Below are 22,604 nucleotides of genomic sequence, written 5' to 3' on the forward strand. Positions count from 1 at the left end.
AATTCCTTAACAACAGGCCAGTTCAAAATCGAAACGTTCCGGTACGCGCCCGTGCTCGCTGTCGAGCGGCATAAAACGGATTGCGAAACGGCTCTTATGGCCGGAAATCTGTGGGTAAAGCGCTTCTTCAAGCGGGAGTTGCAGGCGCAGGAGATCGGCATCATCGCCGTTATCCTGATAAAACCCGTTCAGGCTGGTCTGTTTGCGAAACGGCGACGACTGGCGGATAAGATCCAGGATCATATCCAGCGTGTAGGTCAGTGGTTGCAGCGTGGCAAGCCAGCTGTTTACCTGAACATCACGTTCTTCCTGCGGCGAGCAGAGCCAGACGTGCAGGAGTGGTAAATCGAAGCTGCAACAGCCGCCGGGGATACTCAGGCGCTGGCGAACCAGCGCAATAAGACGATCTTCACGCAGCGTCTGCCCGAGGCGAGGGGCGGCCATCAGCATGCTGCTGCGCGCTTTTAGTTCGTGGCGCAGCGACTCAATGCGCTCGTTATCAACACCCGGCACTTCTGCCCAGCTTTGCAGTTTGCGCTGCTGGCGTTCCAGCTCTTTCAGGAGTTCAGTGCGGGTATCGCCGCGCTCAAAGACATCCAGCAAATCGCCGACGTTGCGAAAAAAGTGCAGCGCAGAGGCATGATCGCTGACAGGCAACAGCGCTTTCATTTGCTGGATGAGAAATTCGATACGCAGCCAGGTGCGCATTTTTTCATTCAGGGGATGTTCAAAAAGAACGTGAGTCTGCATTACTTATTTTCCTGTGGTACGGCCTGCGCCGCCAGTTGCAGATAGCGTTGATGCAGGCGCGCCACATCCATCTCTATCGCTTCCGGCGAGCCGTTATTATCTATGACGTCATCAGCAATCGCTAACCGGGCCTCACGAGTGGCCTGTGCGTTGAGGATAAGCTCAGCATGCTCACGGGAAACCCCATCGCGCTGCATGGTGCGCTGTATCTGCGTTTCTGGTGCGACATCCACCACCAGCACACGGTTAGCTTTACTGTGTAGTTGGTTTTCAATCAGCAGCGGGACGACCCAAAGAACATAGGCTGACGCGGCGTGCGCCATTTCCGCTTGTGTCTGCTGATGAATAAGCGGATGCAGGAGCCCGTTCAGCCAGGCCTTCTCCTGCGGATTTGAGAAGATGATTTCGCGAAGTGCGCGGCGATTAAGCGTGCCGTCGGGAGCACAAATAGCCTGCCCAAAACGCGCGATAATCGCGTTTAATCCGGGGGTGCCGGGCTCCACGACCTGACGAGCGATGATGTCGGCATCAATAACGATAACGCCGAGACGGGCGAAGGCGTCGGCGACTGTGCTTTTGCCGCTTCCTATACCGCCCGTCAGTGCTACCGTATAAACCATAAAGCCATCATCCCGAATCGTTGAAATACGCCTGAACAGCATAAAAAAAGCGTTTTTTCATGCTGTTGCGAAGGGCGGAGAAACGTCGCCAGCGGGCTCGTTTATCGACCTCGCGCGCAAGGTAAATTTATAGGATTGTAGCGTAAAAAAGCACGCTTTCGCAGTCTTGCGGCGCCATTATTAGTGCGTATGATAACGTCACTGGAGTTGGTAGTTGTCCCGTCGCACATGTTACGCGCTCATCGCCATTAACCCAGGAATCGCACATGCGTATTGAAGAAGATTTGAAGTTAGGTTTTAAAGACGTTCTTATCCGCCCGAAACGCTCTACCCTCAAAAGCCGCTCTGATGTTGAACTTGAGCGTCAGTTCACCTTTAAACATTCCCGCGTTCAATGGTCCGGTGTTCCGATCATCGCAGCCAATATGGATACTGTCGGCACTTTCGGTATGGCGCAGGCGCTGGCCGCTTTCGATATCCTGACGGCGGTGCATAAACACTACAGCGTGCAGGACTGGGACGGGTTTATCCGGTCCGTATCGGGAGATGTGCTGAAACATGTCATGGTGTCGACCGGTACCTCCGATGCCGATTTTGAAAAAACCAAAGAAATCCTCGCGCTTTCTTCGTCGCTGCAGTTTATCTGTATCGACGTTGCGAACGGCTACTCAGAGCATTTCGTTCAGTTCGTCGCTAAAGCGCGTGCCGCCTGGCCTGATAAAGCGATTATCGCAGGCAACGTCGTGACCGGCGAAATGTGCGAAGAACTGATCCTGGCAGGCGCCGATATCGTTAAAGTCGGTATTGGCCCGGGCTCCGTCTGCACCACACGCGTAAAAACCGGTGTGGGCTATCCGCAGCTTTCTGCGGTAATCGAATGTGCGGATGCCGCGCACGGTCTCGGCGGTCAGATCATCAGCGACGGCGGCTGCACCGTACCGGGCGACGTAGCGAAAGCCTTCGGCGGCGGCGCGGATTTCGTTATGTTGGGCGGCATGCTGGCCGGTCATGACGAAAGCGGCGGCACCGTTGTTGAGCAGAACGGCGAAAAATTCATGCTCTTTTACGGCATGAGCTCCGAATCCGCGATGAACCGTCACGTCGGCGGCGTAGCGCAATACCGCGCCGCGGAAGGCAAAACGGTGAAACTACCGTTGCGTGGCCCGGTGGAAGACACGGCGCGCGACATCCTGGGCGGCCTGCGTTCTGCCTGTACTTATGTCGGCGCTTCTCGTCTGAAAGAGCTGACCAAGCGCACTACGTTTATTCGCGTGCAGGAGCAAGAAAACCGGGTATTCAACAGCCTCTGAACCGGTTAGCATCATGCTGGCGCGCCCCTTGCGCCAGCGTTAATTCATTCCACTCATCGCATCCCCAAGCCGGAATATCGGCAGATACATCGCAACCACCAGCGTACCGACGATTAGCCCAATAACCATCATCATAAGCGGCTCCAGGGTAGCGGCCAGCGTCTGCGCGCGTTCAGACGTTTGCCCCAGGTGCCACCCGGCAAGTTTCTCCAGCATCAGATCCAGTGAGCCGGTCTCTTCTCCTGTACGGACCAGCTGAATACACAGGGCGGTAAAAACAGCTTCCTGCTCCAGCGCTTTCCATAAGGGTAACCCACCAGCGATGCCTTCCTTAACGCGCCCGACCGCCTGGCGCCATAAGGGCGAGGTCAGCGTCTCCTCTACGCTCCCCAGACTTTGCAGTAACGGAATACCGGCGCGCTGCATCAGCGACAGCACAGTATAGATTTGGCTTAATAACTGGCCGCGGATCAGCGGACCAAACACGGGGAGTTTCAAAAGCCATGCCGCCTCCCGCAACTGCCACTGTGGTCTGCGACGCAGCCTGATAATGACAAGAGGCGCAATAAACAGTACGCCGAGCCACCAGATAGCGTGCTTCATTAATCCCTCAGAGAACGCGATAACGGCACGCGTTACCAGCGGTAGCGGCGTATTGAATGAGCGGTAGATAGCCGTAAACTGCGGGAGGACAAAGCAAGTCATCCCAAGCGTCAGCAGCAGCGCGACGGTGAAAATAAAGGCCGGATAGCGCAGCGCTTTAATGACCTGCTTTCGCAGTTTTTGCTGATCCTCCTGTTGTTGCGCCAGTTGCTGGCAGCACACGTCCAGCTTCCCTGTCAGTTCGCCGGTTCGCATGAGCAGAATGTAGAGCGGCGGAAAAATCTCCGGCCACTGGCGTAACGTTTCTGAGAAGGCGACCCCACGGCCGAGCTGTTTCGCAAGCTGCACAAGCATAGCGCGCCACTGGACGACGGGATGCTGGCTTGCCAGCATTGTCAGCCCCTGCGTCAGGCTGACGCCCGCCTGGAGCAGCGCGGCCAACTGGCGGATCGCCAGAATTTTATGCTCGCTGCTCCAGTACCGCTTGTTTACGCTGGCGCGCTTGAGCATAAGCGGTTGCACCTCGTCATCCAGTAACTGCAACGACGCGCTTATTTTATCTGACGCCCAGACCATGCCTTCGCAGCTGGCTCCTTCTTTATTAACGCCGCGCCAGCGCCATAACATGTTATCCATGTGGCGCACCCGAGACGCGATAAAGCTCTTCGGGCGTGGTAAGCCCCGCTTCTACGGCCTGTAGCCCATGTTCAAAAAGCGTGGTCATGCCCTGAGCCCGCGCTTGTGAAGCGATCTCTTCAGGCGGCGCACCGCTGGCGATTGTCTGGCGCAGCGCCGTATTAATGTTGAGCAGTTCGAAAAGCGCGATGCGTCCGTAATAACCGCCATAGCAGCGTTCGCATCCGCAGGCTTTGTAAGCATGGATCGGGCGCGGCCAGAGTGAGGCCGGGAGCGTCACTGGCTCCTGTGAAAAAATTCGACAATAAGGACAAAGCTTTCTGACCAGTCGCTGTGCGACAACCAGCTCCAGCGCGGACGCGAGCATCCAACGCGGTAACCCCATCTGTTCGAGTCGCACCAGGGTTTCCGTCGTGGAATTGGTGTGGAGCGTGGAGAGCACCAGGTGCCCGGTCTGCGCCGCTTTTACCGCGATTTCCGCGGTTTCGAGATCGCGAATCTCCCCAATCATGATCACGTCCGGATCCTGTCTGAGCAGCGCCCGCAGCACGGCCTGAAAGGTCAGGCCGGCTTTCGGCAGCACCGGCGTCTGGTTAAGGCCCGTCACAGGAATTTCTACCGGATCTTCCACGCTACAGATATTTACCTTTGGATCGTTAAGCGCGCTGAGTGCGGTATACAGCGTGACGGTTTTACCGCTCCCGGTAGGCCCGGTGACCAGAATCAGCCCCTGCGGGCGCTGCAACGTCTGACAGAAAAGCGTTTGTTGCGCCTGCGACAGGCCCAGCGCCTGCACGTCAAGCGGCTGCTCCGTTTGCTGTAACAGACGCAACACCACTTTTTCACCGCAGCGGCAAAGCAGGGTGGAGATGCGAAAAGAGACCGTTCGACCCGCAAGCTCAATGCTGAACTGTCCGTCTTGCGGGAGCCTGCGCTCCGCGATATCAAGATTGCCCAGCACTTTAAGACGTGCTGTCAGCGCGCTGGCAAGGGTGGCAGGCAGCGGGGGCAGTGCGTGTAAAACGCCATCGATGCGAAACCTTATCTGGTAATACGCTTCCGCAGGTTCAAAATGGATATCGGATGCGCGCCGCTGTAGCGCCTGTTGCAATGTCTTGTCAATCAGCTCAACCACAGAGGCGCTCTCATCCTGAGCCGCAGGGCGCAGTGTGTCGGCCGCAAGCTGCCGCTCTTTTTCCAGTCTTTCGGCGCTCCAGCATTCAATATCAATGTGCCGGTGCGTGGAGAACCGTAGCGCATCCATCAGCTCATTGCTGGGCTCGCCCGCCACGGCAATATGCACCGTGGCGTCGTCGATATTCAGGACCAGCGCGTTATAGCGTTGGCATAACGTATGTAAATAATCGAGTGGCATCGCAGCATCTCCGCTTAAGGCAATGAACTGCGGAAGACATCTTCGCAGGCCTGCTGCAAAGCGGTATCGCTGGTGGCGCAGGTTCGCTTCCAGCCCTCCATGCCGTTAGCGCTGTTCCACTGGGGCGTCAACGTGACCGACAGGCCGTTGAGGCTGTCCTGACCGCTGACGCTTATTACGCCTTGCGCAACGGTCATTTCGCTCACATAACGGGTCGTTTTAGGCGCCGGAATGCCATTCGTGCCTGCATCGCAGCTGCTAAGCCCACCGCGATCGATAACGCAAAGCTCAATGGCGGTGCGATAAGGAATTACCGTTTGCAGCATGTCCGTCAGCGCCGCTTTGCGCAGATAGTTCTGGTATGCCGGTACGCCAATGGCGCTAAGAATGGCGATGATGCCTATCACCACCATCAGTTCAATCAGCGTGAAGCCGCTTTGTTTGTTCATGTTTCCTCCTTGGTTGGGTGACGTCACTCTGTCAGGCCCCAAAAAGAGTCTCCAGCCGAACAAACCCATTCAGGAATCTGTCTTCAGAAGAAATTCACGCCGTTGCACGACAACGCAACGCGGTTGCGTAACGTCTCGCAAATCCGTTAATAAACAAGGAAGTATTCTAAAAAAAGCAGGACAACAACGAGAGGAAACGTGAAGATAACGGCAGGGAGAGGGCAGGAGAGAACCTGCCCTGTAGTGAGTTAGCGAAAACGCATGGAGAGGTCGAGCGCGCGAATATGTTTAGTCAATGCCCCGACAGAGATGAAGTCCACGCCGGTCTCAGCGAATTCGCGCAGCGTCTCCAGCGTGACGTTGCCGGAAACCTCCAGCCGTGCCTGGCCTGCGGTGCGTTTTACCGCTTCGCGCATCTGCCCGACGGTAAAGTTGTCAAGCATGATGATATCGGCTCCGGCTTTCAGCGCGGCGTCGAGTTCTTCAAGCGATTCCACTTCGACTTCAACCGGCACGTCGGGATGCAGCCAGAACGCTTTTTCCACCGCCTGGCGTACCGAGCCGGAGGCGATGATATGGTTTTCTTTGATCAGAAACGCATCGGAAAGGCCCAGACGGTGATTAGCGCCGCCGCCGCAAAGTACCGCGTATTTCAGCGCGCTGCGCAGCCCCGGTACGGTTTTGCGCGTATCAAGCAGTTGTGTGTGGGTGCCTTCCAGCAGCGCCACATAGCGACGCACTTCCGTCGCCACGCCGGAAAGCGTCTGGACGAAATTGAGCGCGGTGCGTTCACCCGTCAGCAGAACGCGGGAGCTGCCTTCAAGTTCAAAAAGCGGCTGATCGGGCTGAACGTCGTCACCATCCTTCACATGCCACGTCACGCGGATATCGCCGCCAAGCTGGATAAACACCTCATCGACCCAACGTTTGCCGCAGAAAACGCCCGCTTCGCGCGTGATGACCACCGCATGGGAACGACTGTCTGGTGGTAACAACTGCGCGGTAATATCGCGGCTGGCATCGATCTCGCCGCCAAGATCTTCACGCAGGGCCTGAGCGACGGCAAAGGGGATATCCAGGGTGATTCGTTCCAGTAGCGCGTCACGTCGATGGTCCGGATTGTAACGGCGAGGTGGCATGATATAACTCCAGATTGATGGCTAATCAAAAGAATGAAACATGCTACTCTGAAGCGAGTTTGAGTACCACAGAAAGGAGAATTGCACATGCAGGTGAAAGATGGCTGGCTGGTGGATGCCCGGCACGCGCCCTCGCCGCATCACGACTGCCGGCCAGAGGATGAAGCGCCTTCGTTGCTGGTGGTGCATAACATCAGCCTGCCGCCGGGTGAGTTTGGTGGTCCGTGGATCGACGCGCTGTTCGCCGGTACGCTTGATCCGCAGGCGCATCCTTATTTTGCGGGCATCGCCCATCTGCGTGTTTCTGCTCACTGTCTGATCCGTCGCGACGGTGAAATTGTGCAGTATGTGCCTTTTGATAAACGCGCCTGGCACGCTGGCGTATCCTGCTATCAGGGACGCGAGCGCTGCAACGACTTTTCCATCGGAATTGAGCTTGAAGGGACGGACACGCTGCCGTACACCGGCGCGCAATACCGGCAGTTGGCCGCTGTGACGCGCACGCTGTTAAGCCTTTATCCGGCGATGAAACATCATATGACCGGACACAGCGATATCGCGCCTGAACGTAAAACCGATCCCGGTCCGGCTTTTGACTGGCCGCGCTTTCGCGCGCTGGTCGCCGACCCGTCTGATAAGGAGATGAGATGACGCTTTTCACCCTGCTGCTGGTGCTTATCGCCGAACGACTTTTCAAACTGGGCGAACACTGGCAACTGGATCATCGCCTTGAGCCGCTCTTTCGCCGCATACGCCACTTTTCGCTGTTCTTTACGCTTGGCATGGCGGTACTGGCGATGCTGATTGTTTTCCTGTGCCTGAACGCGCTGGAAGGCTGGTTCTTTAATGTGCCGCTGCTGATTTTCTGGATCTTAATCGGCGTGCTGTGTATCGGCGCGGGCGGCGTGCGCAGGCACTACCACGCTTATCTTAAAGCGGCGAGCCAGCATGACAGCCACGCGCGCGAAAACATGGCTTATGAACTGACGCTTATCCACGGCGTGCCGCCGGGTTGCGACGAGCGGGAATACCTGCGCGAGCTGCAAAATGGCCTGTTGTGGATTAACTACCGTTTTTATCTGGCGCCGATGTTCTGGTTTGTGGTGGGCGGTATGTGGGGCCCGGTTACGCTGACGGGCTATGCCTTCTTACGCGCCTGGCAGAGCTGGGTGGCCCGTCATCACACCCCGCACCAGCGATTGCTGTCGGGCATTGACTCGATATTGCATGTGCTGGACTGGGTGCCGGTGCGTCTGGCGGGCGTGGTGTATGCGCTCGTCGGACATGGGGAAAAAGCGCTGCCCGCGTGGTTTGCCTCACTGCTCGATCGCTATACCTCGCAGTATCAGGTGCTGACGGGGCTGGCGCAGTTTGCGCTGGCGCGCGAGCCGCACGTAGATAAGGTAGCAACGCCGAAGGCGGCGGTGTCGATGGCGAAGAAAGCGACGCTGGTGATTGTGGTGGTAGTGGCGTTGTTAACGATTTACGGCACGCTCATGTGAGCGCGCCGCTGAACGTCTGTCAGGGGTGATCGGCGGGCGGAACGCCAAACTGCGGCATGCCGTCGTCATCCCAGGTAACCAGCTTCACGCGGGTATGGCGGTTCGGGTCCCAGAGCGGATCGCCTTCGATTTCCGTGTAATTACGCGCATGGTACACCAGCACATCCTGCCCATCCGGCGTCGTGGTGAAGCTGTTGTGGCCCGGGCCGTACTGCCGGTTTTCATAGCTGGTGGTGAAAACCGGCTGCGGGGATTTATGCCAGTTACGCGGGTCGCGCAAATCCGCCGCCTGATCTATCCAGAGCAGCCCCATGCAGTAGTTTTCGTCGGTCGCGCTCGCGGAGTAAGTCACGAACAGGCGTTCGCCATGTTTCACCACCGCCGGGCCTTCATTGACTAAAAAGCCGCGGCACTCCCACTCCAGCTCAGGCTTGCTCAGCATCACCGGCTCGCCTTTCAGCGTCCACGGGTTTTCCATTTCGCACAGGTATAGATTGGAGTTACCCGGAATAGTCGGCGCTTTTTGCGCCCACAGATACCAGAGCTTGCCCTGATGTTCGAAGGTGGTGGCGTCCAGCGAGAACGTGTCGTAAGGCGTCTGGATCTGGCCTTTATCTTTCCAGGTGCCGGTCAGCGGGTCGCTGTCTGCACACTCCAGCACGTACATCCGATGCTGAAACATGTTGTCTTTCAGTTCGCGTGTCGGGGCCGCGGCGAAGTAGATATACCACTTGCCGTTGATGTGGTGCAGCTCTGGCGCCCAGATAAGCTCGCTCATCGGCCCGGACTCCGGCTTACGCCAGACCACCACAGGTTGCGCCTGGCGCAGCGATTCCATCGAGGGCGCGCGGCGAATTTCCAGACGGTCATACTCCGGCACGGAGGCGATAAAGTAGTACTGGCCCTGATGGCGCAGGATAAACGGGTCGGCGCGCTGCTCAATCAGCGGGTTCGGCCAGGGAGAAGTATTCATCATCGCTCCTTACGATTTTGCTTCCACAGGTTTGGTCTGCGGGTATTCAGACAGCTCGCGGTAGTTTTCGCGGCGTTTTTCGAGGTCGCTCTGAATACGCGCCATCAGTTCACGGTCCACTTTCAGCAGGCGCACAACGCCCGCGGTAATCAGATACCCGACGCCCGGGATCACGGTAAACAGCATGACGATGCCGTTCAGCGCCGTGTCGCTCTGCGCTTTGGCGCCTGCGTCGTAGCCATACCAGGAGAGGAGAAAGCCCACCAGCGCACCGGCGATAGCCAGCCCCAGCTTCAGGAAAAAGAGGTTGCCGGAGAAGCTAATACCGGTGATGCGCTTGCCGGTTTTCCATTCGCCGTAATCATCCACGTCCGCCATTAGCGACCAGTGCAGCGGCGACGGGATCTGATGCAGCACGTTCAGCAGGAAATACATCACCACAATCAGCACCGTGGCGTGCGGGTTAAGGAAGTAGAAACCGCTGGAGAAAATCGCCAGCGCAATGTTGGTCCAGAAGAAGACTTTCAGCTTGCACCAGCGGTCCGTGAGGACTTTAGCAAGCGTGCTGCCAATCATCATGCCGATCACGCCGAGGCTGATAAACATCGTGGCGAAGCTGGTGCTCTGCTGCATGACCCAGGTAACGTAATACATGGTCGCCGCCATGCGGATGAAGCCTGGGCAGACGTTGCAGATGGTCAGCAGCAGAATGCGCACCCACTGGTCGTTTTTCCAGACATCTTTCAGATCGGCTTTTAAGTCGTCGTTGGTCGGCACCGCCGGGCGGATGCGCTCGCGCACCGTAGCGAAACTGAACAGGAACATGCACATGCCAATCAGCGCCAGAATGGTCATGGCGATTTGATAGCCTTTGGCTTTGTCCCCGCCGCCGAAGTAATCCACCATCGGCAGCAGCGTCAGGGAGAGCAGCAGCGTGGCGATCCCCACCATCACAAAACGATAAGACTGGCAGGCGACGCGCTCTTTCGGGTCATTGGTTATCACGCTGCCCAGCGAACAGTAGGGAATATTGATGGCGGTGTAGGTAATGGAAAGCAGGAAGTAGGTCACAAAGGCATAGACAACTTTGCTGCTGTAGCTCCAGTCCGGCGTGGTAAACATCAGCACGCTAAATAAGGCATACGGGAACGCTATCCACAGCAGCCATGGACGAAAACGCCCGAAGCGGCTGCGGGTGCGGTCGGCGATGGCGCCCATAATCGGGTCGGTCACCGCGTCGATAACGCGTATGGAAAGCAGTAATACGCCGACCAGCGCCGGGGCGAGACCAAAAATATCGGTATAGAAGTAATTAACAAACAACATGATGGCGCCAAAGATAATATTGCATCCGGCGTCACCCATTCCGTAGCCGATTTTTTCTTTGACAGAGAGTCTGCTGTTTTCCATCGACACATCTCCGTTGAATGATATGGACGGAAGTATCATTCGACCTAAGCAAAACTGCGCAGCAGTAATAAGTCGCAGAGATGGATAATCGTGTTGTGCGAAAGAATTTGTGAGGAAGGTAACAACCCTCACCCGGTCGGGTGAGGGTTTGATGGCTTAGCGGGCGAGCGCCGCTTTCGCTTTTTTCTCTTTAATGAAGTAACCGATAGCCAGGATAAGCAGCCATACCGGGATCAGCCATACGGAGATCGCCATACCCGGCGTCATCAGCATAATGACCAGCACCGCAGCCATAAAGAGCAGGCACAGCCAGTTGCCGAGCGGGTAGAACAGCGCCGGGAAGCGCGGCGTCACGCCCTGCTGCTGTTTGGCGCGGCGAAAACGCATATGGGCAAGGCTAATCATCGCCCAGTTAATTACCAGCGCGGAGACCACCAGCGCCATCAGCAGGCCAAAGGCTTCCTGCGGGGCCAGGTAGTTAATCAGCACACACAGCGCGGTAAAGGCGGCGGAGACCAGAATGGTATTGACTGGCACGCCGCGCTTGTCGACTTTTTGCAGCGCTTTCGGGGCGTTGCCTTGTCTGGCGAGGCCGAACAGCATACGGCTGTTGCAGTAAACGCAGCTGTTGTAGACGGAAAGCGCGGCAGTCAGCACCACGATGTTCAGGGCGTTGGCCACCAGCGAGTCGCCCAGCTCATGGAAAATCAGGACAAACGGGCTGGTATCGGCCGTGATACGCGTCCACGGCAGCAGAGAGAGCAGCACCGCCAGCGAGCCCACATAGAAGATCAGAATGCGATAGATAACCTGGTTGGTGGCTTTCGGAATGCTTTTTTCCGGCTCGTCGGCTTCCGCCGCCGTAATGCCGACCAGCTCCAGGCCGCCGAACGAGAACATGATAATCGCCATCATCATGACCAGCCCCGAGACGCCATGCGGCAGGAAGCCGCCATGTTCCCACAGGTTACGCACCGTGGCCTGCGGGCCTGCGGTGTCGCTAAAGAGCAGCCAGGCGCCGAACAGGATCATCGCGACCACCGCGATAACTTTAATAATGGCGAACCAGAATTCCATCTCGCCGAACACTTTTACGTTGGTCAGGTTGATGGCGTTGATAACCACAAAGAAGACGGCGGCAGAGGCCCAGGTCGGGATTTCCGGCCACCAGAACTGGATGTATTTACCGACCGCGGTCAGCTCCGCCATCGCCACCAGGACATACAGCACCCAGTAGTTCCAGCCGGACGCGAAGCCCGCGAAGCCGCCCCAGTATTTGTAGGCAAAATGGCTAAATGAGCCTGCGACCGGTTCTTCCACGACCATTTCGCCAAGCTGGCGCATGATCAGAAAGGCAATAAACCCCGCGATGGCGTACCCGAGAATAATCCCTGGCCCTGCCGACTGGATCACGGAGGCGCTGCCCAGAAACAGGCCCGTACCGATAGCACCACCCAGCGCGATAAGCTGAATATGGCGGTTTTTGAGGCCGCGCTTCAGCGTGTCGCCGTGCTGTTGACCTTCCATCATAAAACCTCGTTTGTGGTTATTTTTAATCCGCAGCGTGGCGCTGCTGTAATGTTGTTATGTCGCTGTGTGTAGTCTTTTCTTTACAGCCAATAAGGATGAAATTTCTAATAACGACTACCGCAGCGCAAAGAATAGTGATAAGCGCTGCCAAATGCACCTGCTTTCTCAGCGGGCACTCGCGGAGTGAATAAAAAGAAACCATTTGTAAATCGCTGCGGTTATTTCACGGACGGGCGCGCGTATTCATCTTAAGCGAAAATATTGAATAGATATTCATATTTTAAACTAATGAATCGGTTCAGGTTGCACGCCATTACGTTTCATTTGAGTTAAATCTACCGCTTTTGAGGTAACGGGTTCATTTGTGCGGAGTTACATTTCTGAAACGTTATTTCTTTATCATTGTTAAAATATGCGGGCTTTCCTGATTTCAATCAAAACCAGGATGGACAGAAGGTGAATACTTTGTTACTTTACCAACACGAACGTTAAATTGGTCATACCAATTGACTCCGGGCGAATGGCAGAGACAGGGAATAATGGCCTACAGCAAAATCCGCCAACCAAAACTTTCCGATGTGATTGAGCAGCAACTGGAGTTTTTGATCCTCGAAGGGACGCTGCGTCCCGGCGAAAAACTGCCTCCTGAGCGCGAGCTGGCTAAACAGTTCGACGTTTCCCGACCCTCCCTGCGAGAGGCGATTCAGCGTCTCGAAGCGAAGGGCCTGCTGCTTCGTCGCCAGGGCGGCGGTACTTTTGTTCAGAGTACGCTCTGGCAAAGCTTCAGCGACCCGCTGGTAGAACTCCTCTCTGACCACCCCGAATCCCAGTTTGATCTTCTTGAGACGCGTCACGCGCTGGAAGGTATCGCCGCCTATTACGCGGCGCTGCGCAGCACCGACGAAGACAGGGCGCGGATGAGCGAATGCCACCAGGCCATCGAACGCGCTCAGGAGTCCGGCGATCTGGACGCCGAATCAAACGCGGTGGTGCAGTATCAGATAGCGGTAACGGAAGCCGCCCATAATGTAGTGCTGCTTCATCTGCTACGCTGCATGGAGCCGATGCTGGCGCAAAACGTCCGTCAGAACTTCGAACTGCTCTACGCGCGACGTGAAATGCTGCCGCTGGTCAGCGGCCATCGCACCCGTATTTACGAGGCGATTATGGCCCGGGAACCTGAGCAGGCGCGGGAAGCGTCGCATCGTCACCTGGCGTTTATTGAAGAAATTTTGCTGGACCGCAGCCGTGAGCAGAGCCGTCGTGACCGCTCGCTGCGCCGTCTGGAGCAACGTAAGAATTAATGTTTTTCCGGTTTTCGCCGGAAGATTTGTACCAAAAGCGCCATTGAAGCGCGGCAACTAAACCCAGAACCTGTCTTATTGCGCTTTGTTAAGTGCCCGTAGTTCAGGTTGCATCGCGGCGGCAAGATGAAGCCCTTGAAAAGAAAGGGGGCGCACAGCCGCTACAGACGCAGCCGGACGCTGTAAGAGCACAGAGTGCAATGGGACAGGTTCCAGATAAATCAACGTATTAGATAGATGATAAGGAATACCCCCATGTCAGAACGTTTACAAAATGACGTGGATCCGATCGAAACTCGCGACTGGCTACAGGCGATCGAATCGGTAATCCGTGAAGAAGGTGTTGAGCGTGCTCAGTATCTGATCGATCAGCTGCTTTCCGAAGCCCGTAAAGGCGGCGTGAACGTAGCGGCGGGCAGTGCCGCCCGTCAGTACATCAATACCATCCCCGTTGAAGAAGAGCCGGAATACCCGGGTAATCTGGAACTGGAGCGCCGTATTCGTTCTGCTATCCGCTGGAACGCCATTATGACCGTGCTGCGTGCGTCCAAAAAAGACCTCGAGCTCGGCGGCCACATGGCGTCCTTCCAGTCTTCCGCGACCGTCTACGAAGTGTGCTTTAACCACTTCTTCCGCGCGCGCAACGACAAAGACGGCGGCGACCTGGTGTACTTCCAGGGCCACATCTCTCCGGGCGTTTACGCGCGTGCTTTCGTTGAAGGCCGCCTGACCGAAGAGCAGATGAACAACTTCCGTCAGGAAGTTCACGGCAACGGTCTGTCCTCTTACCCGCACCCGAAACTGATGCCGGAATTCTGGCAGTTCCCGACCGTATCCATGGGTCTTGGCCCGATCGGCGCTATCTACCAGGCGAAATTCCTGAAATATCTGGAACACCGCGGCCTGAAAGATACCTCTGAGCAGACCGTTTACGCGTTCCTCGGCGACGGTGAGATGGATGAGCCGGAATCCAAAGGCGCCATCACCATCGCGACCCGTGAAAAACTGGACAATCTGGTCTTCGTCATCAACTGCAACCTGCAGCGTCTGGATGGCCCGGTCACCGGTAACGGCAAAATCATCAACGAACTGGAAGGCATCTTCGAAGGCGCCGGCTGGAACGTTATCAAGGTTATGTGGGGTTCCCGTTGGGACGAACTGCTGCGTAAAGACACCAGCGGTAAACTGATCCAGTTGATGAACGAAACCGTTGACGGCGACTACCAGACCTTCAAATCCAAAAACGGCGCGTATGTGCGTGAGCACTTCTTCGGTAAATACCCGGAGACCGCCGCGCTGGTTGCAGACTGGTCTGACGATGAGATTTGGGCGCTGAACCGTGGCGGCCACGATCCGAAGAAAATCTACGCTGCATTCAAAAAAGCGAAAGAAACCAAAGGCAAAGCGACCGTTATCCTTGCTCACACCATTAAAGGTTACGGCATGGGCGACACCGCCGAAGGTAAGAACATCGCTCACCAGGTGAAGAAAATGAACATGGACGGCGTTCGCTACGTCCGCGATCGTTTCAGCGTGCCGGTGGCCGACGAAGACCTGGAAAAACTGCCGTACATCACCTTCCCGGAAGGCTCTGAAGAGCACAAGTACCTGCATGAACGCCGCCAGGCGCTGCACGGCTACCTGCCGTCTCGTCAGCCGAACTTCTCCGAGAAGCTGGAGCTGCCGGCGCTGGAAGATTTCCGCTCCCTGCTGGATGAGCAGAGCAAAGAGATCTCCACCACCATCGCTTTCGTACGCGCTCTGAACGTGATGCTGAAGAACCCGTCTATCAAAGACCGTCTGGTTCCTATCATCGCGGACGAAGCCCGTACCTTCGGTATGGAAGGTCTGTTCCGTCAGATCGGTATCTACAGCCCGAACGGCCAGCAGTACACCCCGCAGGACCGTGAGCAGGTGGCGTACTACAAAGAAGACGAGAAAGGCCAGATCCTGCAGGAAGGTATCAACGAGCTGGGCGCAGGCGCATCCTGGCTGGCTGCTGCGACCTCTTACAGCACCAACAACTTGCCGATGATCCCGTTCTACATCTACTACTCCATGTTCGGGTTCCAGCGTATCGGCGACCTGTGCTGGGCAGCGGGTGACCAGCAGGCGCGCGGCTTCCTGATCGGCGGTACTTCCGGTCGTACCACGCTTAACGGCGAAGGTCTGCAGCACGAAGATGGTCACAGCCACATTCAGTCGCTGACTATCCCGAACTGTATCTCCTACGATCCGGCTTACGCTTACGAAGTCGCTGTCATCATGCATGACGGTCTGCAGCGTATGTACGGCGAAGCGCAGGAAAACGTGTACTACTACATCACCACGCTGAACGAAAACTACCACATGCCGGCGATGCCGGAAGGCGCCGAGGAAGGTATCCGTAAAGGTATCTACAAACTCGACACCCTCGAAGGTAGCAAAGGTAAAGTTCAGCTGCTGGGCTCCGGCTCCATCCTGCGTCACGTCCGTGAAGCGGCTGAGATTCTGGCGAAAGAGTACGGCGTAGGCTCCGATGTCTACAGCGTGACCTCCTTCACCGAACTGGCGCGCGACGGCCAGGATTGCGAGCGCTGGAACATGCTGCACCCGCTGGAAACCCCGCGCGTACCGTACATCGCTCAGGTGATGAACGACGCACCGGCGGTCGCTTCCACCGACTATATGAAACTGTTCGCCGAGCAGGTTCGTACTTATGTACCGGCTGATGATTATCGCGTACTGGGCACCGACGGCTTTGGCCGCTCTGACAGCCGCGAAAACCTGCGCCACCACTTCGAAGTTGACGCTTCTTACGTGGTTGTCGCAGCGCTGGGCGAACTGGCTAAACGTGGTGAAATCGATAAGAAAGTGGTGGCTGACGCTATCACCAAATTCAATATCGATGCAGAGAAAGTCAACCCGCGTCTGGCATAAGAGGTAAAGAAAGAATGGCTATCGAAATCAATGTACCGGACATCGGGGCGGACGAAGTTGAAGTCACCGAGATCCTGGTCAAAGTGGGCGACAAAGTTGAAGCTGAACAGTCGCTTATCACCGTAGAAGGCGACAAAGCCTCTATGGAAGTCCCGTCTCCGCAGGCGGGCGTGGTCAAAGAGATCAAAGTGTCCGTGGGCGACAAAGTCGAAACCGGCAAACTGATCATGATTTTCGATTCCGCCGAAGGTGCAGCAGCCGCTGCACCTGCGAAGGCAGAAGAGAAGAAAGAAGCCGCTCCGGCAGCAGCACCCGCAGCCGCGGCAGCAAAAGACGTTAACGTACCGGACATCGGCGGCGACGAAGTCGAAGTCACCGAGATCCTGGTGAAAGTCGGCGATAAAGTTGAAGCCGAGCAGTCTCTTATCACCGTAGAAGGCGACAAAGCCTCTATGGAAGTGCCGGCGCCGTTCGCGGGCACCGTGAAAGAGATCAAAATCAACACCGGCGACAAAGTCTCCACCGGCTCTCTGATCATGGTCTTCGAAGTGGCGGGCGCAGCGCCTGCGGCTGAAGCCAAACCGCAGGTCACCGAGCAGGCGGCGTCCGCTCCGGCGGCAGCGGCAGGCGCGAAAGACGTTAACGTGCCGGATATCGGCGGCGATGAAGTCGAAGTGACCGAAGTGCTGGTGAAAGTGGGCGACAAAGTCACTGCTGAACAGTCTCTGATCACCGTAGAAGGCGACAAAGCCTCTATGGAAGTCCCGGCACCGTTCGCAGGTACCGTGAAAGAGCTGAAAGTGAACGTGGGCGACAAAGTCTCCACCGGCTCTCTGATCATGGTCTTCGAAGTGGAGGGCGCAGCCCCTGCGGCGGCTCCGGCTGCGAAACAGGAAGCGGCGGCTCCGGCTCCGGCGGCGAAAGCTGACAAACCGGCTGCGGCTCCGGCCAAAGCCGAAGGCAAATCTGAGTTTGCTGAAAACGACGCTTACGTCCACGCGACGCCGCTGATCCGCCGCCTGGCGCGCGAATTCGGCGTGAACCTGGCGAAAGTGAAAGGCACCGGTCGTAAAGGCCGCATCCTGCGCGAAGACGTTCAGGCTTACGTGAAAGACGCCGTTAAACGTGCAGAATCCGCACCTGCCGCTGGCGCGACCGGTGGTTCTCTGCCGGGCCTGCTGCCGTGGCCGAAAGTGGACTTCAGCAAGTTTGGTGAAGTGGAAGAAGTGGAACTGGGCCGCATCCAGAAAATCTCTGGCGCGAACCTGAGCCGTAACTGGGTGATGATCCCGCACGTTACGCACTTCGACAAAACCGATATCACCGATCTGGAAGCGTTCCGTAAGCAGCAGAACGCCGAAGCTGAGAAGCGCAAGCTGGACGTGAAATTCACCCCGGTTGTCTTCATTATGAAAGCCGTTGCCGCTGCCCTTGAGCAGATGCCGCGCTTTAACAGCTCGCTGTCTGAAGACGGTCAGCGCCTGACGCTAAAGAAATACATCAACATCGGCGTTGCGGTTGATACGCCGAATGGTCTGGTGGTTCCGGTCTTCAAAGACGTGAACAAGAAGAGCATTACCGAGCTGTCTCGCGAGCTGACGGTTATCTCCAAAAAAGCGCGCGATGGCAAGCTGACTGCCGGCGAAATGCAGGGCGGTTGCTTCACCATCTCCAGCATCGGCGGCCTGGGCACCACCCACTTCGCGCCGATCGTGAACGCGCCGGAAGTGGCTATCCTCGGCGTCTCCAAGTCTGCGATGGAGCCGGTGTGGAATGGTAAAGAGTTCGTGCCGCGCCTGATGCTGCCGATCTCCCTGTCCTTCGACCACCGTGTGATCGACGGTGCTGATGGTGCGCGTTTCATCACCATCATCAACAACACCCTGTCGGACATTCGCCGCCTGGTGATGTAAGCGAAAAGCCGGCCTGACGGCCGGCTTTTTTCTGGTAATTCCGCCTGACTGTGCGAAATTATCAGGTGCCAAAAGGATTCGTCTGCCGTTTGTTGTTTCAAAATTGTTAACAGTTTTGTAAAATGCGAGCGGATAGAACGTCCCGGTGGATGATGGGCGTTAAAACTTAAGCGTCAGACCCGCCGGAAAATTACAAAGAGGTCATGATGAGTACTGAAATCAAAACTCAGGTCGTGGTACTTGGGGCAGGCCCGGCAGGTTACTCTGCGGCCTTCCGTTGCGCTGACTTAGGTCTGGAAACCGTAATCGTCGAGCGTTACAGCACCCTGGGCGGTGTTTGCCTGAACGTAGGCTGTATCCCTTCTAAAGCGCTGCTGCACGTAGCGAAAGTTATCGAAGAAGCCAAGGCGCTTGCCGAGCACGGCATCGTTTTCGGCGAGCCGAAAACCGACATCGATAAAATCCGCACCTGGAAAGAAAAAGTCATCAATCAGCTGACCGGCGGTCTGTCTGGTATGGCCAAAGGCCGTAAAGTGAAAGTGGTGAACGGCCTGGGTAAATTCACCGGCGCGAACACCCTGGAAGTGGAAGGCGAGAACGGCAAAACCGTGATCAACTTCGACAACGCCATCATCGCGGCGGGTTCCCGTCCGATTCAGCTGCCGTTTATTCCGCATGAAGATCCGCGCGTATGGGATTCCACCGATGCGCTGGAACTGAAAGAAGTGCCGAAGCGTATGCTGGTCATGGGCGGCGGTATCATCGGTCTGGAGATGGGTACCGTTTACCACGCGCTGGGTTCAGAGATCGACGTGGTTGAAATGTTCGACCAGGTTATCCCGGCTGCCGATAAAGACGTGGTCAAAGTCTTCACCAAGCGTATCAGCAAGAAATTCAATCTGATGCTGGAAACCAAAGTGACTGCCGTTGAAGCGAAAGAAGACGGTATTTACGTTTCCATGGAAGGCAAAAAAGCGCCTGCGGAAGCGCAGCGTTACGACGCGGTGCTGGTGGCTATCGGCCGTGTGCCGAACGGCAAAAACCTGGATGCAGGCAAAGCGGGCGTGGAAGTGGACGACCGTGGCTTTATCCGCGTTGACAAACAAATGCGCACCAACGTGCCGCACATCTATGCGATCGGCGATATCGTCGGTCAGCCGATGCTGGCGCACAAAGGCGTTCACGAAGGTCACGTTGCCGCTGAAGTTATCGCGGGCATGAAACACTACTTCGACCCGAAAGTGATCCCGTCTATCGCTTACACCGAGCCGGAAGTGGCATGGGTGGGTCTGACCGAGAAAGAAGCGAAAGAGAAAGGCATCAGCTACGAAACCGCCACCTTCCCGTGGGCGGCGTCTGGTCGTGCTATCGCTTCCGATTGCGCGGACGGTATGACCAAACTGATTTTCGACAAAGAAACCCACCGTGTCATCGGCGGCGCGATTGTCGGCACCAACGGCGGCGAGCTGCTGGGTGAAATCGGTCTGGCTATCGAAATGGGTTGTGACGCGGAAGATATCGCGCTCACCATCCACGCGCACCCGACCCTGCACGAGTCTGTCGGTCTGGCGGCAGAAGTGTTCGAAGGCAGCATCACCGACCTGCCGAACCCGAAAGCGAAGAAAAAGTAAGTTTCTCTCGCTAAATAAACGCCTCTTCGGAGGCGTTTTTTATGCCTGTTATTCAGACGCGACGTTCTGCCATCCGTCATCCGGATCAAACGCCGCGAGCGCCTGCGCCTTTCGGGACGACGACTGCCCCAGGTCTTTCTGATACACCCGATCGCTTTCATTGACGATAAAACTCATCACGCCCGTTTCGCCGTAACGGACGGGCCACGCGATCATCGTAAAGCCGTTATCGTCAGCCGGTAAAAGACGAAAACGGTACCCGTGATAGCCCATATCTGCGGCCTGCGGGCTGAACGCCGGGCCGAGCGGGCCTGGCGCCTCGCCGGGTTTTACCGGCCAGTAGAGGCCATCTTTTTTCCCGTCACTGCTGACGATTTTCTGTGCGTAGCGCTGATTCAGAGCGTAATAGCTCTGCTGTGCGTCAACGCCAGCGTGCAGCGCTTCAATCGCGGCGAGTTCGTTGCGCCCTATCGTGCGGATGGCGATTTCCTCCACCGCGCCCTGCATATCGAACCGCCAGCCCTGCGCGTGTTTGACGAGAGGAACAGGCAACTGCCAGTCCTGTGCGCCCACTTGCAGATGCGCGGTGTCTCCGTGCAGGACGATGTGATGACTCACTTTCCAGTCACGCAGGAAACGGTCGACCGCTTCCGGTTCGGCGCCATCGGGCGGCACAATCTCGCGCCAGCCATCGCCGAGAAGATGATTTAATGCCGCTTCGTTATGCGTAGCGACGGCCTGCGTCAGCGCGTCAGTGGCCTCTTCTGGCGTGGAAAATTGCGCCAGCGCGAGGGCGGATGTTGAGGTTAAACCGAACGCCAGCGCGGCGAGAAATGTGAATTTCACCTTTTTCTCCTTAGTGACGGCGTTCAGCGTGATGACGGACAGGATGCGGCGCATTTATCGATGTGTCCGAATGATGGGTGGCCGCCAGCTGGCGGCTTTGTAAACCGCGCCGCTGCTGCGCCTGCCAGTTGGCGGAGCGGCTGTCGTTACCGCTGAACGCACTGGCGGTCGTATCGCGACAGGTCGCGTTTCGTGAAGCATAATGTGTCTGGCGTTCCGGCGCGTTAGGCGTACGGTTTGCCTGGCGTTGCACGTGAGGTGTGCTCACATCGTAACCGCGGTAACTGCTGCGCCGCGCGCTTGCCTGCAACGACTGCCTGGAGGCATGGTGCGGGGTGTTCAGCGTGGCGCTGTGGCCCGTCGCCTGCTGAAAACGGGCCGCCGCCGCCTGGCGCTGCGAGGCGCGATCGGCCGGATTCTGCGCTGTGCTGAGGCCCGTGGCGCTGGAAGGGGAGTGAGACTGTGCGGCGACACGGTTATCGGCATAGCCGATGCCGTTGCGATACGCCGGGTTATGGTGCCAGGGGATCATGTTCCCCGGCCGGTTTTCACCGGTGATTCGGTTGTAGTTATTCACGTTAATGTTGATGTTATCGCCGTTATGCGAATAGCCGTCATGATGATCGTGATGGTGGTAATCATCGTCATCATCCCAGTCGATGGCGCTGAACAGCGCATAAGTCGTGGCGACGCCAAGGCTGTAGCCTAATCCCCGGACAAAACTATTGCTGAACTGCTCGCCAGGCGTTGGCGGCAAGTAAACGGGCGGGTAAGCGGCATTCTGCCAGGCGCCGTAAACAGTGGCCGGGTTATAGGTGGGGACGTAAACCACGTCAGGCCTGGCGGGTTCGATTTCAATAATGGTTGAACTGCGCGGGGCGGCGGCCGTTTTCTGGGCAGGAGCGGGCGGCGCGGCTTTGGTTATGGTCGTCACCTTCTGCTGCGGCGAGGAGGTCAGCGCGCCGGTCTGTTGAGCCAGCGCGCGCAGGCGTTGTACCGACGCCATGACGTCATCAGGCTGCGCCAGAAAGGCGTCGCCCAGGTTTTGTATCCACGGCGGGTTCTGCCCCAGCAGCGCCATTAATTGCGGGAACGCCACCAGTGATTTGACGCTGGCGTCCCACGGCTGCCCGGCCACCGCCTGAATGGCGGCGTCGCCCTGTAGCGTGGGATGGTCCTGCGACCACTGCGCGGCCTGAACCATGTTCATCGGGTAAGTGGAGGCCATCAGGATCTGCGATAACAGCGCGTCAGGGTAGAGCGCAATGGGCGCCACCCACTGGTCGATTTGCGCGGCTGAAAATCTCGGGGCGGCTGGCGTAGCAGGCGCAGGCGGAGCCTGTGTTGGCGCGGGTTGCGCGGCAACAGGCGTTTGGGCAGGGGCGGCAGGGGCCTGACTTTTCACAAACAGGACGCCCGAGGCGGCAAACAGCCCGGCGCTGCACAGTAGCGCGAGCAGGTGTGGCTTTAAAGGCAACTTCATAGAGGACTCCGGGGCTAACGGTGCCTTACGGCGTGGTGTTGCCGCGAGTATTATCTACTCGTGTTTTCCTTTTTTAACGTTAATGGGGAAAGGGACCGCATAGTCCGGAATAAGAATGTGAGTATTTATTACACGATGATAACCGATAACGGAGCGCAGGGCGGGAAGACGTAGAAGACCGCCCTTACGGGCGGTCAGCAGCTTAATTGCC

General features: G+C 57.0%; 18 protein-coding genes. 7 read left to right on the plus strand and 11 right to left on the minus strand.

What is annotated here, in order from left to right:
- Positions 1 to 6 precede the first annotated feature (6 nt).
- Both zapD and coaE read right to left on the minus strand, forming a co-directional pair.
- Positions 7 to 750, minus strand: a complete 744-nt coding sequence (gene zapD / locus AFK65_RS03645) for a cell division protein ZapD (protein WP_007707224.1) — start codon at positions 748 to 750, stop codon at positions 7 to 9.
- A complete protein-coding gene (gene coaE, locus AFK65_RS03650) occupies positions 750 to 1,370 on the minus strand; it encodes a dephospho-CoA kinase (protein WP_032804279.1) in 621 nt (206 codons plus the stop codon). The genes zapD and coaE overlap by 1 nt, the downstream gene beginning before the upstream one ends.
- A 266-nt stretch (positions 1,371 to 1,636) precedes the next feature.
- On the opposite strand from coaE, the gene AFK65_RS03655 reads away from it, so the two are divergent.
- Positions 1,637 to 2,680 carry a GMP reductase gene (locus AFK65_RS03655; RefSeq protein ID WP_007707229.1) on the plus strand — a complete coding sequence of 348 codons (1,044 nt, stop codon included), beginning with the start codon at positions 1,637 to 1,639 and terminating at the stop codon, positions 2,678 to 2,680.
- A gap of 39 nt (positions 2,681 to 2,719) precedes the next feature.
- On the opposite strand, the gene hofC is transcribed toward AFK65_RS03655, so the two are convergent.
- The 4 genes from hofC to nadC all read right to left on the minus strand — a co-directional run bounded on the left by hofC (position 2,720) and on the right by nadC (position 6,882).
- Positions 2,720 to 3,919: a protein transport protein HofC gene (gene hofC / locus AFK65_RS03660; protein WP_032804280.1), complete on the minus strand. Its 1,200-nt coding sequence runs from the start codon at positions 3,917 to 3,919 to the stop codon at positions 2,720 to 2,722.
- On the minus strand, positions 3,912 to 5,294 hold the full coding sequence (gspE, locus tag AFK65_RS03665) for a type II secretion system protein GspE (RefSeq protein ID WP_038858032.1): 1,383 nt from the start codon (positions 5,292 to 5,294) through the stop codon (positions 3,912 to 3,914). The genes hofC and gspE overlap by 8 nt, the downstream gene beginning before the upstream one ends.
- A 14-nt stretch (positions 5,295 to 5,308) precedes the next feature.
- A complete protein-coding gene (ppdD, locus tag AFK65_RS03670; RefSeq protein WP_007707239.1) occupies positions 5,309 to 5,743 on the minus strand; it encodes a prepilin peptidase-dependent pilin in 435 nt (144 codons plus the stop codon).
- 248 nt (positions 5,744 to 5,991) lie between these two features.
- On the minus strand, positions 5,992 to 6,882 hold the full coding sequence (gene nadC, locus AFK65_RS03675) for a carboxylating nicotinate-nucleotide diphosphorylase (protein ID WP_007707242.1): 891 nt from the start codon (positions 6,880 to 6,882) through the stop codon (positions 5,992 to 5,994).
- A gap of 87 nt (positions 6,883 to 6,969) precedes the next feature.
- Here nadC and ampD point away from each other — a divergent pair, with 87 nt between their 5' ends.
- Positions 6,970 to 7,533, plus strand: coding sequence for a 1,6-anhydro-N-acetylmuramyl-L-alanine amidase AmpD (gene ampD / locus AFK65_RS03680; RefSeq protein ID WP_038858031.1), 564 nt, complete (start codon positions 6,970 to 6,972; stop codon positions 7,531 to 7,533).
- Positions 7,530 to 8,384: a beta-lactamase regulator AmpE gene (gene ampE, locus AFK65_RS03685; RefSeq protein WP_007707248.1), complete on the plus strand. Its 855-nt coding sequence runs from the start codon at positions 7,530 to 7,532 to the stop codon at positions 8,382 to 8,384. Before ampD ends, ampE begins: the two co-directional genes overlap by 4 nt.
- A gap of 19 nt (positions 8,385 to 8,403) precedes the next feature.
- Here ampE and AFK65_RS03690 read toward each other — a convergent pair whose 3' ends face one another.
- From AFK65_RS03690 to aroP, 3 genes are all read right to left on the minus strand, one after another.
- On the minus strand, positions 8,404 to 9,357 hold the full coding sequence (locus AFK65_RS03690; protein WP_007707253.1) for a glycoside hydrolase family 43 protein: 954 nt from the start codon (positions 9,355 to 9,357) through the stop codon (positions 8,404 to 8,406).
- 9 nt (positions 9,358 to 9,366) lie between these two features.
- Positions 9,367 to 10,767 carry a glycoside-pentoside-hexuronide (GPH):cation symporter gene (locus AFK65_RS03695; RefSeq protein WP_007707254.1) on the minus strand — a complete coding sequence of 467 codons (1,401 nt, stop codon included), beginning with the start codon at positions 10,765 to 10,767 and terminating at the stop codon, positions 9,367 to 9,369.
- Between the two features lie 156 nt (positions 10,768 to 10,923).
- Positions 10,924 to 12,294 (minus strand): aromatic amino acid transporter AroP, encoded by a 1,371-nt coding sequence (aroP, locus tag AFK65_RS03700; protein WP_007707259.1) that lies wholly within the window; start codon positions 12,292 to 12,294, stop codon positions 10,924 to 10,926.
- 542 nt (positions 12,295 to 12,836) lie between these two features.
- On the opposite strand from aroP, the gene pdhR reads away from it, so the two are divergent.
- The 4 genes from pdhR to lpdA all read left to right on the plus strand — a co-directional run bounded on the left by pdhR (position 12,837) and on the right by lpdA (position 20,064).
- The gene (gene pdhR / locus AFK65_RS03705; protein WP_004388376.1) at positions 12,837 to 13,601 is read left to right on the plus strand and encodes a pyruvate dehydrogenase complex transcriptional repressor PdhR; all 765 of its coding nucleotides are present in this window, start codon (positions 12,837 to 12,839) and stop codon (positions 13,599 to 13,601) included.
- A gap of 255 nt (positions 13,602 to 13,856) precedes the next feature.
- A complete protein-coding gene (gene aceE / locus AFK65_RS03710; RefSeq protein ID WP_007707262.1) occupies positions 13,857 to 16,520 on the plus strand; it encodes a pyruvate dehydrogenase (acetyl-transferring), homodimeric type in 2,664 nt (887 codons plus the stop codon).
- Positions 16,521 to 16,534: 14 nt separating this feature from the next.
- The gene (aceF, locus tag AFK65_RS03715; protein ID WP_038858030.1) at positions 16,535 to 18,433 is read left to right on the plus strand and encodes a pyruvate dehydrogenase complex dihydrolipoyllysine-residue acetyltransferase; all 1,899 of its coding nucleotides are present in this window, start codon (positions 16,535 to 16,537) and stop codon (positions 18,431 to 18,433) included.
- Positions 18,434 to 18,639: 206 nt separating this feature from the next.
- Positions 18,640 to 20,064 carry a dihydrolipoyl dehydrogenase gene (gene lpdA, locus AFK65_RS03720; protein ID WP_004388373.1) on the plus strand — a complete coding sequence of 475 codons (1,425 nt, stop codon included), beginning with the start codon at positions 18,640 to 18,642 and terminating at the stop codon, positions 20,062 to 20,064.
- A 48-nt stretch (positions 20,065 to 20,112) separates the two neighbouring features.
- Here lpdA and AFK65_RS03725 read toward each other — a convergent pair whose 3' ends face one another.
- Entirely contained in the window at positions 20,113 to 20,910 is a 798-nt protein-coding gene (locus AFK65_RS03725; protein ID WP_038858092.1) for a DUF2950 family protein, read from the minus strand.
- 10 nt (positions 20,911 to 20,920) lie between these two features.
- Positions 20,921 to 22,393 carry a DUF3300 domain-containing protein gene (locus AFK65_RS03730; protein WP_038858029.1) on the minus strand — a complete coding sequence of 491 codons (1,473 nt, stop codon included), beginning with the start codon at positions 22,391 to 22,393 and terminating at the stop codon, positions 20,921 to 20,923.
- Positions 22,394 to 22,604 lie beyond the last annotated feature (211 nt).

The organism is Cronobacter universalis NCTC 9529, assembly GCF_001277175.1.
Lineage (GTDB): Bacteria > Pseudomonadota > Gammaproteobacteria > Enterobacterales > Enterobacteriaceae > Cronobacter > Cronobacter universalis.